Source organism: Eubacterium ventriosum (assembly GCF_025150745.1).
In the GTDB taxonomy this organism is placed as follows: domain Bacteria; phylum Bacillota; class Clostridia; order Lachnospirales; family Lachnospiraceae; genus Eubacterium_G; species Eubacterium_G ventriosum.
Window position 1 is genome coordinate 97,802 of record NZ_CP102282.1, and the last position, 14,107, is coordinate 111,908.

Annotated in this window: 12 protein-coding genes; 2 read left to right on the plus strand and 10 right to left on the minus strand. The window is 34.4% G+C overall.

What is annotated here, in order from left to right; genetic code table 11:
- Nucleotides 1-3: 3 nt before the first annotated feature.
- Nucleotides 4-1,032, plus strand: coding sequence for an aldose epimerase family protein (locus NQ558_RS00395; protein WP_005359931.1), 1,029 nt, complete (start codon nucleotides 4-6; stop codon nucleotides 1,030-1,032).
- A 121-nt stretch (nucleotides 1,033-1,153) separates the two neighbouring features.
- Here NQ558_RS00395 and NQ558_RS00400 read toward each other — a convergent pair whose 3' ends face one another.
- The 9 genes from NQ558_RS00400 to purF all read right to left on the minus strand — a co-directional run bounded on the left by NQ558_RS00400 (nucleotide 1,154) and on the right by purF (nucleotide 11,576).
- On the minus strand, nucleotides 1,154-2,554 hold the full coding sequence (locus tag NQ558_RS00400; protein ID WP_005359929.1) for a glycoside hydrolase family 25 protein: 1,401 nt from the start codon (nucleotides 2,552-2,554) through the stop codon (nucleotides 1,154-1,156).
- 25 nt (nucleotides 2,555-2,579) lie between these two features.
- Nucleotides 2,580-3,764, minus strand: a complete 1,185-nt coding sequence (gene coaBC, locus NQ558_RS00405; RefSeq protein WP_005359927.1) for a bifunctional phosphopantothenoylcysteine decarboxylase/phosphopantothenate--cysteine ligase CoaBC — start codon at nucleotides 3,762-3,764, stop codon at nucleotides 2,580-2,582.
- Between the two features lie 47 nt (nucleotides 3,765-3,811).
- Complete coding sequence (panD, locus tag NQ558_RS00410) at nucleotides 3,812-4,207, minus strand: aspartate 1-decarboxylase (protein ID WP_005359925.1); 396 nt, start codon at nucleotides 4,205-4,207, stop codon at nucleotides 3,812-3,814.
- A gap of 103 nt (nucleotides 4,208-4,310) precedes the next feature.
- Nucleotides 4,311-5,153: a pantoate--beta-alanine ligase gene (gene panC / locus NQ558_RS00415; protein WP_005359923.1), complete on the minus strand. Its 843-nt coding sequence runs from the start codon at nucleotides 5,151-5,153 to the stop codon at nucleotides 4,311-4,313.
- Between the two features lie 99 nt (nucleotides 5,154-5,252).
- Complete coding sequence (gene panB, locus NQ558_RS00420; RefSeq protein ID WP_005359921.1) at nucleotides 5,253-6,083, minus strand: 3-methyl-2-oxobutanoate hydroxymethyltransferase; 831 nt, start codon at nucleotides 6,081-6,083, stop codon at nucleotides 5,253-5,255.
- The gene (locus tag NQ558_RS00425; protein ID WP_040446191.1) at nucleotides 6,080-6,952 is read right to left on the minus strand and encodes a Rossmann-like and DUF2520 domain-containing protein; all 873 of its coding nucleotides are present in this window, start codon (nucleotides 6,950-6,952) and stop codon (nucleotides 6,080-6,082) included. The genes panB and NQ558_RS00425 overlap by 4 nt, the downstream gene beginning before the upstream one ends.
- A 252-nt stretch (nucleotides 6,953-7,204) precedes the next feature.
- Nucleotides 7,205-8,413, minus strand: coding sequence for an FKBP-type peptidyl-prolyl cis-trans isomerase (locus NQ558_RS00430; protein ID WP_040446189.1), 1,209 nt, complete (start codon nucleotides 8,411-8,413; stop codon nucleotides 7,205-7,207).
- A gap of 210 nt (nucleotides 8,414-8,623) precedes the next feature.
- Nucleotides 8,624-10,054: an adenylosuccinate lyase gene (gene purB, locus NQ558_RS00435; RefSeq protein ID WP_005359915.1), complete on the minus strand. Its 1,431-nt coding sequence runs from the start codon at nucleotides 10,052-10,054 to the stop codon at nucleotides 8,624-8,626.
- A gap of 79 nt (nucleotides 10,055-10,133) precedes the next feature.
- Entirely contained in the window at nucleotides 10,134-11,576 is a 1,443-nt protein-coding gene (gene purF / locus NQ558_RS00440; RefSeq protein WP_005359913.1) for an amidophosphoribosyltransferase, read from the minus strand.
- Nucleotides 11,577-12,072: 496 nt separating this feature from the next.
- Between purF and NQ558_RS00445 the strand changes: the two genes are divergently transcribed.
- The gene (locus NQ558_RS00445) at nucleotides 12,073-12,660 is read left to right on the plus strand and encodes a PBECR4 domain-containing protein (RefSeq protein ID WP_040446233.1); all 588 of its coding nucleotides are present in this window, start codon (nucleotides 12,073-12,075) and stop codon (nucleotides 12,658-12,660) included.
- A gap of 145 nt (nucleotides 12,661-12,805) precedes the next feature.
- On the opposite strand, the gene NQ558_RS00450 is transcribed toward NQ558_RS00445, so the two are convergent.
- Nucleotides 12,806-14,107 (minus strand): hypothetical protein, encoded by a 1,302-nt coding sequence (locus NQ558_RS00450; RefSeq protein WP_040446187.1) that lies wholly within the window; start codon nucleotides 14,105-14,107, stop codon nucleotides 12,806-12,808.

A 14,107-nucleotide genomic window follows, 5' to 3' on the forward strand; every position in this document is an offset into this window, starting at 1 on the left:
ATAATGACAGTTAAAGATTTTGGAATTACAAAAGATGGTATTGCTACTAAGCTTTACACCTTAAAAAATAATAATTTAGAAATTAGTGTAACTGATTTTGGTTCAACTCTTGTAAGCATTGTTGTTCCTGACAGAAATAACAAGCCTACAGACATCGTTTTAGGATATGATGATGTATCAGGCTATGAAACAGATGACGGATATTACTTTGGTTGTAATGTTGGAAGATGCGCCAACAGAATAGCTAAAGGACATTTCGTGCTAAATAACACAGAATACAATCTTGATATTAATAACGGACCAAATAACCTTCACAGTGGTCTTAATCCATATTCTAAACGTGTATGGACAGTGGAAAATCAGAATGACACTTCAATTACTTTTTCACTTGAAAGCCCACATATGGATCAGGGATTTCCCGGAGCCTTAAAGATGTATGTTACTTACGAATTGTTGGAAGATGGCTTTAAGATTAACTACAATGCTACTCCTGACAAGGATACTATTATTAACGTGACTAACCATTCTTATTTTAATTTAAATGGCGAAGGTTCAGGTACTGTTTTAAATCACAGTGTAAAAATATATGCAGACAGCTTTACTCCTGCTGACGAAACATCAATTCCTACAGGCGAGATTGAAGCTGTAAAAGACACTCCAATGGATTTTAATAATTTTAAAACTATTGGCCAGGATATTAATAAAAACTACATTCCTTTAAAATATGCTAACGGATATGACCATAACTGGATTACAGATCCTACTGATTCTAAGCTTCACAATATTGTGGATGCTGTAGGTGATGTTTCGGGAATAGAAATGAAGATTTCTACTAATTGTCCGGGTGTTCAGATGTACACAGCCAACTTTGTTGAGAATGTAAAAGGTAAAAAAGACCACATTTACAATGTTAGAGAAGCTGTTTGTTTTGAACCACAGTATTATCCCGATGCTATTAATCATGATAACTTTGTAAGCCCTGTATGCAAGGCAGGATGCACATATAACAAAGATATCATTTATAAGTTTTAACAGAAAAAGCATGTATCAACTTTTTTGTTCTCCTTTACGTTGATACATGCTTTTCTTATTGCATAATTACCGTTTCAAATCTTCTTGCCAAACCTGTGCTTACACAGATTAATCTATGTAATTATTTAATCTTTTTATGTTTTACCTTACTCCAGCTCTTTGAATACACTTTCTTGTTTGCTGCATTCTTTTTGTAAGCTTTTACTCTGAAATAATAAGTTTTCTTTGATTTTAACTTCTTTATTTTAATACTTGTCTTTGTTGTATACTTAGACTTTGTTGTTTTTGAAGTAAATTTCTTTGATGTAGAATACTGTATTCTGTATCCTTTTACAGATGAAATCTTCTTCCACTTAACTGTGGCTTTCTTCTTACCTACCTTAACTGAACTTATTTTTACTCTTGTAGGAGCTTTTACCGGTTTAGGTGTTGCCACTGTATTAACCGTTGAAGGTCCCTTCTTTACTGTAATATCATAACTTCTGTCTCTCACTTCTCCAAACCAGAAATTAATATCTACCTTTCCACTTATACCACTTACCTTAGCTGTAGATGAGCTCTGCCACATACTGTAGTTGCTCTTGTAATCACAGCCATTATTATTGTACTGTGCAACCCATGTTCTCCATGTATTATCACCGCCAAGGCTTGAATCAAGATAATTGTTCCACCAGTTAAGGTTTGCATAAATACCACATTCATAGCCTGCATTCCTAATTATTCCCAGAAACTTGTTTGCAATCTTTGTTCTCATTGATTTTGAAAGCTTAGCCTGAACCGCATCTTCCATATCATAATAAATTGGAAAGTTTAATGTATGTCCCTTTATTAATCTTAAAACATGATTTGCTTCGCTTTCAGCCTGTTTAACTGAAGTAGCATATGAATAAATATAAACTCCATATGGAATATTGTTCTTTTCACATCCTGCAACATTTTCAGCCCATTTCTTATCATCCTGGCTCTTTATGTTATCTCCGTAACCACATCTGATAATTGCATAATCAACATCACTTGCAGCTACTTTCTTCCAGTTAATTGTTCCATTGTGGTAACTAACGTCTACACCTTTCATTGTGGCGCCCTTAATTACCTTCTTATTACCATTAACAAACTGACCTGCTGCATTCTTACCCCAGGCAACAACCTTTGTTGATGCAGGCTTTGTTGTGGCCGGTACTGTTGTAGGTTGCGGTGTTGTTGGTTCTTCTGTTGTTGGTTCCACTGTAGTCTCAGGCATTGTCGTTTCATCAGTTGTAGTCTCAACTATTTCTCCTGTAGTAGTTTCCACTGTCGATGTTTCCACATCTCCTGTGTTCACACCTGAGCCTGTTGAATCATTAATATCTGAGTATGTTTTCTCTCCTGATATTTCAACATTTCCACTACTCTGGACTGTTACGTTGCTTTCTTCTGCCGATACCGTAATGCCACCATATGTAAATCCGTTTGCAAATGTTGCCGTTGTCATTAATGTTGCAACAAGTAAACTGCAAACTTTCTTCTTTAAGTTATTTCTCATCCCTACTCCTTACTTAATCATTCTCCTATTTCTTTACAATAGTATCTAAAATCTGCGCTGCCACTTCTGCCTTAGATTCTAATGGTAACTCAACTACATTGTCCTTAGTTATAAGTGTTACCACATTAGTGTCTGTACCAAAACCGGCACCTTTAACTTTCAAATTGTTGGCACAAATCATATCTAAATTCTTCTTTTCAAGCTTAGCTTTTGAGTTCTCCAACATATTCTCTGTTTCCATTGAAAAACCACATACAAACTGGTTCTTCTTTCTTTTAGACATTGTTCCAAGAATATCAGTGGTTCTTTCTAACTGAATAGACCCTTCCCCATCCTTCTTCTTAATCTTCTCTGTAGCAACAGTTTTCGGTCTGTAATCAGCCACTGCCGCACTCATTATAACAATATCCTGCTGGTCGAAATTTTCATCTACTGCTTCAAACATATCCTGAGCACTTAAAACATCAATAATCTTAACAAAATCAGGTTTCTTAATTGAAGTTCTTCCCGTTACCAAAGTAACTTCTGCCCCTCTAAGCATTGCATTTTCAGCAATGGCATATCCCATCTTCCCTGTTGAATGATTACTTATAAATCTTACAGGATCAATCTTTTCAAGTGTTGGACCTGCTGTTATAAGAACTTTCTTGCCTAACAAGTCCTTTTCACAACCGATAGTCTTTAAAATATATGAATAAAGCACTTCCGGTTCAGGCATCTTACCCTTGCCAGTGTCGCCACATGCCAAATATCCGCTTGCCGGTTCAACAATCTCATATCCGTAACTCTTTAACTTAGTCAGATTGTCCTGTACAATAGGATTTTCAAACATATTAGTATTCATTGCCGGAGATATAATCTTAGGGCATTTAGCCGCCATTATAGTTGTTGTAAGCATATCATCTGCTATTCCCCCTGCAATCTTTCCAATAACATTGGCACTTGCCGGTGCAACCATAAAAATATCTGCCTGTTTAGCCAATGATACATGTTCTACGCTAAATTCAAAATTACGATCAAATGTATCAACCAGGCACTTATGACCTGTAAGTGTTTCAAATGTAATAGGATTTATAAAATTTGTTGCATTTCTTGTCATTATTACGTGAACACTGCATCCCTTCTTTACAAGCATACTTGCAAGGTTGGCTATCTTATATGCTGCAATGCTTCCTGTAACTCCAAGCACAACTGTCTTTCCTTTTAACATAAAAATTTCACCTTTCCAAATTTTACTACAGAAATATGATATAATTTTTATTTTTCTAAGTCAAATAATTTTCCATGTTTTTCGTAATTAGTTACCCTTGTAATCTTATTTTCATCATCAACAAAAACAACTTTAGGCTTATTATCCTTAATTTCTGAAGGATCCATCTGGGCATAACTCATAATAATAATCTTGTCCCCAAGGCTGACCATATGAGCTGCTGCACCATTAAGACAAATCATTCCTGAACCTCTCTCTCCTGCTATAACGTATGTTTCAAATCTGTTGCCATTGTTTACGTCTGCTATCTGTACCTTTTCATATTCATAAATTCCTGATGCATCCATTAAATCCTCGTCAACTGTTATGCTTCCCACATAATCAAGCTCTGACTGAACTACTGTTGCTCTATGAATTTTACTTTTTAACATATTAATCTGCATTGTTTTATCCTTTCATCACTTCCAAATATCTTAATTGTCACAAATTATCATAATTTCAGACAGTAAAACCTACTAATTTTACTGTCTGATTTATTACCATAAATTAGTGTAAAATTGTATTATCTATTAATCTTGTTTTTCCTATGTATACCGCCATTGCAATTAACATAGGTGCTTTAATTTCTTTCTGTTGCTGCATTGTTAGTCCGTTAACTGCCTTAACATAATCGATTTTTGCAAGAGGTTCTTTTTCAATATTTTCTTTCATCTTTGCAACTAATACATCAGCGTCCTTTTCTCCATCTGCAATAAGCTGTTTAGCCAAGTTGATTGTCTGGCTTAAAACTAAAGCTGCCTTTCTTTCTTCAGGTGAAAGATATGTATTTCTTGAACTTTTTGCAAGACCGTCTTCTTCTCTGATAATTGGGCATCCTACTACTTCAATATCCATATTCAAGTCCTGAACCATATGCTTAATGATTGCAAGCTGCTGTGCGTCTTTTTCTCCAAAATAAGCTCTGTCAGGCTGTACAATGTTGAAAAGTTTGTTTACTACTGTACAAACGCCTCTAAAATGTACAGGTCTGCTTAATCCACAAAGTTCTTCTGTTAAAACTGACATATCAACATATGAACTGAAATCGTCATGATACATTTCTGATGGTTCCGGGTGGAATATTAAATCTACTCCTAAGCTTTCACAATATTTTGAATCTTTTTCAAGGTCTCTTGGATAACTGTCTAAATCTTCAGTTGGTCCAAACTGCATTGGATTTACAAAAATACTTACTACTACTTTGTCATTGTTCTCTCTTGCTTTTGTGATAAGGCTTCCGTGTCCTTCATGCAAATATCCCATTGTTGGTACAAAACCTACTGTCTGTCCTTCTTTTTTCCACTGTTTTACGTTTTCTCTTACTTCTTTTATTGTTGTTACAACTTTCATGTTGACCTCCTGTTTGTTGAAGCTACGCTTCGCTGTTATATTTGATTTTTTCAAGTTAATGATTACCGGATTGCTACGTGCTTCGCACTCTCGCAATCCTTAGAAGTACAATTTTTCTATTACTTCGTCATCTATTTTGTATGAGTGTTCTTCTGCCGGGAAAGCTCCGCTCTGGATTTCTTCCATATATTCTTTGAATGCTTTTTTCATTGTTTCGCCTACACCTGCAAACTGTTTTACGAATTTTGGCACGTAGTCTGTAAACATTCCTAACATGTCCTGATATACAAGTACCTGTCCGTCGCACTGGTTTCCTGCTCCAATACCGATTGTTGGAATATGAAGTGTTTTTGTTATTTTTGCTGCAAGTTCTGCAGGTACACATTCAAGTACTAACATTGAAGCTCCTGCTTCCTGTACTGCCTTTGCATCGTCTATTAATTTCTGTGCATCACTTTCTGTCTTTCCCTGAACTTTATAGCCACCAAGTGCATTTATTGACTGTGGTGTAAGTCCTAAATGGGCGCATACAGGAATTGATGCTTTTACTATTGCTTCTATCTGTGGGCAAACTTCTTTTCCACCTTCTAATTTAACCATGTTGGCATGACCTTCTTTCATAAGTCTGCCTGCATTAACAACTGCATCATATGGTGATGTCTGATATGACATAAATGGCATGTCACAAACTAAAAATGTGTTCTTTAAGCCTCTTGATACTGCTGCACAATGATGAATCATGTCTTCCATTGTTACCTGAATTGTATCTTCATATCCAAGCATTGTATTTCCAAGTGAATCACCTACAAGAATTGTGTTTACTCCAACTTCTTCCATTAATTTTGCTGTTGAATAGTCATAGCAGGTAAGCATTGAAATCTTCTTTCCTTCCTGCTTCTGTTTTAACAATGTACTTACCGTATTTTTCATTGTAATACTTCCTCCATCTTACTATAATCTCTATCTTTGTTTTTTATCTTTGCAATTTCCAATACTTCTTTTGACACTGCTTTATAGATTTCATTGGTTTTTTTATCAAAAACGCTCATATGTTTTCTTACTGTAGACACATCACAACGCTCAATAGGCCCCGTAAGTGCTTCTACAACGCCCTCTTCTACAATGTGCTTAACATTTCCCTTAATAATTGGTGCTAATGCATTATGAGCCGATTTTTCATCAAACCCACACTGTTTAAGCAGTTCTTCACTAAGACCTATTAAACCAACAACAAGATTGCTGGCAATAGCCGCCGCTCCGTGGTATTTAATTTTGTCATCCTTTGAAATAATACATACAGTGTTTCCGAAACTTTCAAACAATTCTTTCATTTTATTGATTTTTTCAATATTTCCTTCTATTGTGAAATAACTATCTGATAATTCCTTGTAAGATTCGTATCTGTTACTCACTGCAAAGAGTGGATGGATAGAATAGCCAAAACTTTCATATTCGGCTATACTCGAAAAGATATCTGAGGATAATGCACCACTACAATGGCACACTATTTTATTGTTAAGCAAAGGTTTATTATACTTTGCCATCCAATTTTTATGACTTGATTTTAACTGATTCCATAGATTCTCAATCTGTCCATCGGGGACAGTCAAAAATAAAACTTCACTATCCTCTACCAACTGTTCCATGTTCTCATAATACTTAGAACCGGTAAACTTTGCTGCTTCTATGGCTTCTTCATTGATTATGCTATAATAACCAACTACATTCTGGTTATTATCTGCCAAATATTTTCCAAGGGAAAAACCAACTTTTCCCGCTCCTATAAATCCAAACTTCATGAGCATCCCTCCTTCTTTCAAAATCGGGATAGTTAGTCTCATTCCTAAGATATGAGCTACCGTCGCATCAGTTTTTTATATAGTCATTTTCCTTCGGTATAGTTTCTGTCGAATACCATCCGTGGAATAATTTAGCACATTTAAAATAGTAATGCAACCTTATAGCAAAAAAAAGAATGCCATCTTATCATTCCGATAAAATAGCACTCTTTTTATTCCATCAATACCTGTTTTCAAAAATCCAAGTATTTATTATTTTGCTGTTGTTGCAGCTTCTGTTGTTTCTGCTGCTGTTGTAGGTTCTGAACCTTCCTTAACTGTTACATTTTCAGCAATATATTTCTGAACTCTCTGTGTAATTACAGCATATTCAACTTCTTTTTTACCATATGTTGATTCTAGTTCTTTTACTGATAATGAGTTCTGCTGTGCAAGTGTTTCAGCTTCTTTGTTGTAATCTGAATCTGAAGGAACTAAATCTGCCTTCTTTGCTAATGCCTGGTATACCATCTTTGTCTTTAATGATGATTCAACCTGGCTCATGATGTTGTTATCCCAGTCTTCTTTTGACATTGAAGCTGCTTCAAGATATGAATCAAGATCTACACCATACTGTGACTGAAGCTGTGATTCGTAGTTTGCATCTGCAACTTTCTTTAAGCTTTCTTTTTCTGTTGAGCTGTATGATACAACTTCACAAGAAGCTACAAAGTTTGACCAAACTTTGTTCATAATGTTTGATGTTCTCATCTGTTCTCTTGCATATTTTTCAAATGACTTAACATCTGTTACACCGTATGCACCGAATTTTTCTTTTACAAACTTGTCTGTTAACTTTGGAACTGACTTAGTTGAAATACTCTTAATTGTAAAAGTAAACCAAACTGTCTTTCCTGCAAGTTTAACTTCTTTCCCATCAATCTTTGTGTTGTTTTTGTATGTGTCAGGGAATTTTAATTTCTTAGTAAACTTGTCCCCAACTTTGTGCTGTCCTTCTAATGCTTTAGTAAATCCATCAATGTATCCGCTACTATTATTTCCAAGGTCAATTTCCTGATCAGAAGCTGTACCGCCTTCAAAAGTAACTTTCTTACCCTTATACTTAATCTGTCCTGTGTAGTCAACTTTAACTTTGTCTACTGATGAAATCTTTGCACTCTTAGTATCTTTATATGTTGCGCTCTGCTCTAAGATGTAATCAACCTGTGACTTATAACTATCATCTGTTACCTTTACATCATCTTCGTATACTGTTAACTGTGAATAATCTGCAAGCTTAATAACACCGCTGTCAACTTTAATCTTCTCATCCTTTACAGAATAAACTGTTGCTGCCTCGCTTTCGCTTGCTGTTGTTGTCTCTTTACTTGACTTTGATTTGTTGTCTTTGCTGCCTCCGCATGCTACTAATGACAATGCTAATACAGCAGAAAAACCAACTGCCAAAACTTTCTTAAACATTTTCATTTCTCCTCTACTATTTATTATGACGTGATTTTTGTTAAATCGTTTTAATTCTTAAAGAAAAAAAATAAAATCAGTCATATGTTCGGAAATTCTATACTTTCCGACTCAAACATACAACTGATTTTATCACACTTGCCTTAATAATTAAAGTATTTATTTCATTTAACTGGCATTCTGCCTACTGTTTCACAAAAAAATCACAATTTATACATTGATTGTTGCTGACATTCCAAGAATCTCTTTGTTTTCTTCCAAAATAGGATTAATAACTTCTGTAAGGAATTCGTCAACCTGTTCAGGTGAACGTCCAACATACTTTGAAGGATCCATTGTCTTCTGAAGATCTTCAAGACTCATATTAAATGCAGGATCATTTGCAATAAGTTCAAGAAGATTGTTATCTAAACCTTTCTCCTTAACATTTTTTCCTGCTTCCATTGATAATTCACGAATCTTTTCGTGTAATTCCTGTCTGTCTCCGCCTGCCTTAACAGCATCCATCATAATATTTTCTGTTGCCATAAATGGAAGTTCGCTCATAAGTCTCTTTTCAATAACCTTGTCATAAACTACTAATCCGTCTACTACATTAAGGTATAAATCAAGAATACCATCAATTGCAAGGAATGATTCAGGAACGCTTAAACGCTTATTAGCTGAGTCATCTAATGTTCTTTCAAACCACTGTGTTGCTGATGTAATTGCAGGATTTAAAGCTGTAACCATTACATAGTTAGCTAATGATGCAATTCTTTCGCTACGCATTGGGTTTCTCTTATATGCCATAGCTGATGAACCAATCTGATTCTTTTCGAATGGTTCTTCAATTTCTTTAAGGTGCTGTAAAAGTCTAATGTCATTTGAAAACTTGTGAGCACTTGCAGCAATACCTGCTAATACATTAAGAACCCTTGTGTCCATCTTTCTTGAATATGTCTGTCCGGATACAGGGAAGCACTTTGTGTATCCCATCTTCTTAGCAATCTTGTTTTCTAATTCTTTAATCTTTTCATGGTCGCCTTCAAATAATTCTAAGAAGCTTGCCTGAGTTCCTGTTGTACCCTTGCTTCCTAAAAGCATCATACTGTCAATAATGTAGTCAAGATCATCTAAGTCTAATTTTAATTCCATAAGCCATAAAGTTGCTCTCTTACCAACTGTTGTAGGCTGAGCAGGCTGGAAATGTGTAAACGCCAATGTTGGCTGATTTTTATATTTATCTGCGAATTTTGCAAGTTCATTAATTACGTTTATGAGTTTCTTTCTTACAAGCTTTAATGCTTCTGTCATTACGATAATATCTGTATTATCTCCAACATAGCATGATGTTGCACCAAGGTGGATAATTCCTTTAGCCTTAGGACACTGTACTCCGTATGCGTAAACATGTGACATAACATCGTGACGTACTAATTTTTCTCTTTCTTTTGCAACATCATAGTTAATATCATCAGCGTGAGCTTTTAATTCATCAACCTGTTCCTGAGTAATGTTAAGTCCTAATTCCATTTCTGATTCTGCTAATGCAATCCATAACTTTCTCCAAGTTTTAAATTTCATGTCAGGTGAAAAAATGTACTGCATTTCCTTACTTGCATATCTTTCTGATAATGGGCTCTGGTATCTGTCGTTCATAAAAACCTCCAAAATTTTTTATTAATTAAGATTACAGATTGCGAGAGTGCTAAGCACATAACAATCCGTGTAACTATTTTTACTTGTCATACTCTCCACGAATGTCTTCCGTTGGTGGTTCCATTGGATATTCACCTGTAAAGCATCCCTTACAGATAGCCTTTCCACCTGATAATTCGATTAGTCTGTCTATGCTAAGATAAGCCAATGAATCTGAACCGATTACTTGTCTTATATCTTCTATAGTACGGTTGTGAGCTATAAGCTGTTCCTTATTTGGCACGTCCGTTCCAAAATAGCATTCACTGATAAATGGTGGTGAACTAATTCTTACGTGAACTTCTGTTGCACCTGCATCTTTAAGCATCTGTACAATTCTGTCACTTGTAGTTCCTCTTACAATTGAGTCGTCAATCATAACAACTCGCTTGCCGTTAACAGCTTCCTTCAAAACATTTAATTTTACTCGAACGCTTGATTCTCTACTCTTCTGCTGAGGTTTAATAAATGTTCTTCCAACATATGCATTCTTGACAAAAGCAGTTCCGTAAGGAATTCCTGACTGCATTGCATATCCCATTGCTGCTGCATTACCTGATTCAGGAACCCCCACAACAATGTCCGCATCAACAGGACTATCCATTGCTAAAAACTTTCCTGCCATAATTCTTGAATGATAAACACTTGTACCGTCAAAATTACTGTCAGGTCTTGCAAAATAAATATATTCAAATACGCATCTTGCCTGTTCTTCAGGCTTTAAGCATAATGATTTGTCTGATTTGATACCATCCTTGTCTATTACAACAACTTCTCCCGGCTCCACATCTCTGACAAACTCTGCATCAATTGTATCCAATGCACAAGTTTCTGAAGCCAATATGTAAGCATTATCACGCTTACCTATACAAAGAGGTTTAAAACCATATGGATCTCTTGCTCCAATTAATTTTCTAGGACTTGAAACAACAAGGGCGTACGCACCTTTAATCTTCTTCATAGCATTTACTACTGCTTGTTCGGCTGTTTTAGTCTTAATTCTCTCTCTTGCTATGTGATAAGCTATAACTTCTGAATCGATTGTTGTCTGGAAAATAGCACCTGTATATGCCAATTCCTCTCTCAATTCGTTAGCATTAATAAGGTTTCCATTATGTGCTAACATTAAAGTTCCCTTAACATAATTAATAACCAAAGGCTGTGCATTACTTGGAATGCTTTCTCCTGCTGTTGAATAACGGCAATGACCAACACCAATGTTACCTTTTAAGCTTGCTATATTCTCCTGGTTGAACACTTCGTTAACCAATCCCATCCCTTTTAAAAGGTCAACCTTTCTAGGTCCAAAAGTATCTGATACGGCAATACCACAGCTTTCCTGTCCACGATGCTGTAACGCAAACAGTCCGTAGTAAATTGATGATGCAACATCGTTGCCATCCAAATCATACATTCCAAAGACACCACATTCTTCATGAGGCTTGTCCGGTTCCCAAGACATTCTAGTATCCATGTGACTCATAAACTTCTCCTATTTGTATCTTACAGTATTTATTTGTTTCCGACTTACTATTTTAAGCCGAGTTTTGAGTTCATTATAGAACGTATGAGTTATAATTTCAATCCTTTATTGATATAGATTGGTGTAGAAAATGAGGATGAAGGTGAATTTTAACCGTTAAATATGTCAACTTATCTTTTAATTATTTATGTTGATTCAAACTGATTTTTTCTGCATATAATAATTTTGAGCATTATAATTTTAATGCTCATCAAATACTTGTAATCCCTTGACTACAAGTACTACTATGTTATAATCAAATCAGAGGATAGCGACGTTGATCGGCTATCGTGGCTTCGAAGCAGTTGACTGTTTCGGTATGCAGCCAATTGTGGAGCCTGACCTTGGGTTATGCGATAACCTCAAACCGAATAGGTTTTTCTAAACCGAAAGAAAACGCTTTACAAGAGTCTTGCATATGCAAGGCTCTTTACTTTTAACGTGGGGGATAAATCATATGAATCTATTACAAAAATCAGCCAGAGCCTGGAAAGAAATAATTGAATATAGATATCTCTTTGTTTATGGCTACCAAAAACAATTATATCCAATTAATCTTATTTTTTCTTTAAATGAGTATCCACATCTTGCAGGTTTTCAGTATGCAAAAGATATTGCACTCCCAAACTACTCATCTGCAAAAATAGCAGACCGTGTAATTGAAGGCAAAATATCTTTTGATACGTTAAAAAAAGCTACCCAATATAAAGATATGATTAAGCCTCGTTTGGAGGCACTAATTCATTTAAAAGAATCTCTTGATAATGAATTTAATCTATATTCATTTATGCCTCGTATGTATCCATTTTATACTACAATAAAGGCAGATTATTTAATATCAAGTCATACAAACATAAACAATTTTATATTTATAATTAATACCAATTCACAGAATGAATCGAAATGTGATTTTCTTTGTTGTTCAACTTTTGAAAAAGGAAAACGTGATTATGAAACCAATCAACGTGCCAGAACATTACTCAAAAAAGAACGTATTCACATTCCTTCTAATACTTCTGTTATATTTTTTGATAAAATTAATTAATGTATACATAAAAATCTCCACTATATATAAAGCCCTCATTTCTTCATATATAGTGGAGATTTTATTATAACTCCTCGCCGTTCTAGACAGTGCCATTGTAGAAAAAGGAAGAAATATTTGTTTATCAGTAACAAATGGTATAAGATTATCCATTAAACTTTTTCAGCTTTGATAAGTCTATTATATATGCCTTTTTATTAAGTGTAATTAACATTTTATTTTCCTTACTCATTAAATAAAATTCCATATTCTCCCACTCCTTATTAGGAATTTTCAATTTCATCCACTCTTCTTTTTCAAGATTTATTAAATATATAATTTTATTAGATGCATCACCAAATATGGCATATTTTTCAGATGCAATAATTGGTTCAACTTTTCTTTCCTGAATGTTAATCTGAAATTTAGAACCTTTCATTACATTTTCTATTGTCAGAATATTTTTGTTGAACATATATGTCCAATTAAAATTTATGTCAATTTGTGTATTAAAATATTCCTTTTCAACTTTCCCACTTTTCAAATTCACAAGATACTTACTGTAATATTCAGTTTTATTTTTTGTAAACGCCTTGCCTAGAGTTAATATATGGTAGTCATCCACAAAAACTATTTCATCAGTTGTTGCATATCCGTTTATTACGCTTTTCTTGATTTTCTTTTCTGTTTTGTTTTTCAAATCAAACACTGACCAATATCCCTTTGTTCTAAAATTGCAAAGAAGTGTTTTTCCATTTGGTGAAAGTACAAAATTGCAAATCATTTTGTCATTTGAAAGCTTTATAATTTCATTTGTGTCCAAATTAATTTTGGCAATTGTCTCTTTTATTACAGTATCTTCTTTTGTTTGATACAAGGCCACATAAACTGTCCTTTCTTCCATAACCGGAAAAACTTCACTAACTGCCCCATTATAATTGAATCCGCAAATTTCATTGTTTTTTATAACATAATCAAAAGAAAAATCTTTGCCATCATATTTACCTTGGAATCTATTAACCTGTTCACTTGTCAACTGACTATTTTTTATACAATAAACACTTTTAACTTTTTCTGAATCCTCTTTATTGTACTCCAATATGAAAGTTTCATTCCTTCCAACAATTTCCATATTATTACTTAATTGAATTTCTGCTCCCGGTTCTTCATACTCTTTATATGCATTAGTTTCTCCAATATTGGAAGTAGTTTCTAAGTGAACCTCCTGTACCTTTTTTGTTCCGAACACACTTTGTAAAAATTCTCCAAACGGATTGGAAGTGTCTGCTCCAACGGTTATTCCCATTGTACATACTACTATTAACACCAGACTTGCCATTGCCCATTTCATTCTTTTTATTTTCATAAAATCAGTATTTGAACTTTCTTTTGTAATTTTTTGCTGTTCAAGTAATTCTCTTTTCCAATTTTCCGGAGTTTTGATTGTATCTAATTTTTTTAAATTCAT

Excerpts from the sequence above, each read along its gene's own strand:
- NQ558_RS00395 (WP_005359931.1), top strand. The coding sequence starts at position 4 with ATGACAGTTAAAGATTTTGGAATTACAAAAGATGGTATTGCTACTAAG.
- NQ558_RS00400 (WP_005359929.1), bottom strand. The coding sequence starts at position 2,554 with ATGAGAAATAACTTAAAGAAGAAAGTTTGCAGTTTACTTGTTGCAACA.
- coaBC (WP_005359927.1), bottom strand. The coding sequence starts at position 3,764 with ATGTTAAAAGGAAAGACAGTTGTGCTTGGAGTTACAGGAAGCATTGCA.
- panD (WP_005359925.1), bottom strand. The coding sequence starts at position 4,207 with ATGCAGATTAATATGTTAAAAAGTAAAATTCATAGAGCAACAGTAGTT.
- panC (WP_005359923.1), bottom strand. The coding sequence starts at position 5,153 with ATGAAAGTTGTAACAACAATAAAAGAAGTAAGAGAAAACGTAAAACAG.
- panB (WP_005359921.1), bottom strand. The coding sequence starts at position 6,083 with ATGAAAAATACGGTAAGTACATTGTTAAAACAGAAGCAGGAAGGAAAG.
- NQ558_RS00425 (WP_040446191.1), bottom strand. The coding sequence starts at position 6,952 with ATGAAGTTTGGATTTATAGGAGCGGGAAAAGTTGGTTTTTCCCTTGGA.
- NQ558_RS00430 (WP_040446189.1), bottom strand. The coding sequence starts at position 8,413 with ATGTTTAAGAAAGTTTTGGCAGTTGGTTTTTCTGCTGTATTAGCATTG.
- purB (WP_005359915.1), bottom strand. The coding sequence starts at position 10,054 with ATGAACGACAGATACCAGAGCCCATTATCAGAAAGATATGCAAGTAAG.
- purF (WP_005359913.1), bottom strand. The coding sequence starts at position 11,576 with ATGAGTCACATGGATACTAGAATGTCTTGGGAACCGGACAAGCCTCAT.
- NQ558_RS00445 (WP_040446233.1), top strand. The coding sequence starts at position 12,073 with ATGAATCTATTACAAAAATCAGCCAGAGCCTGGAAAGAAATAATTGAA.
- NQ558_RS00450 (WP_040446187.1), bottom strand. The coding sequence starts at position 14,107 with ATGAATTTAAAAAAATTAGATACAATCAAAACTCCGGAAAATTGGAAA.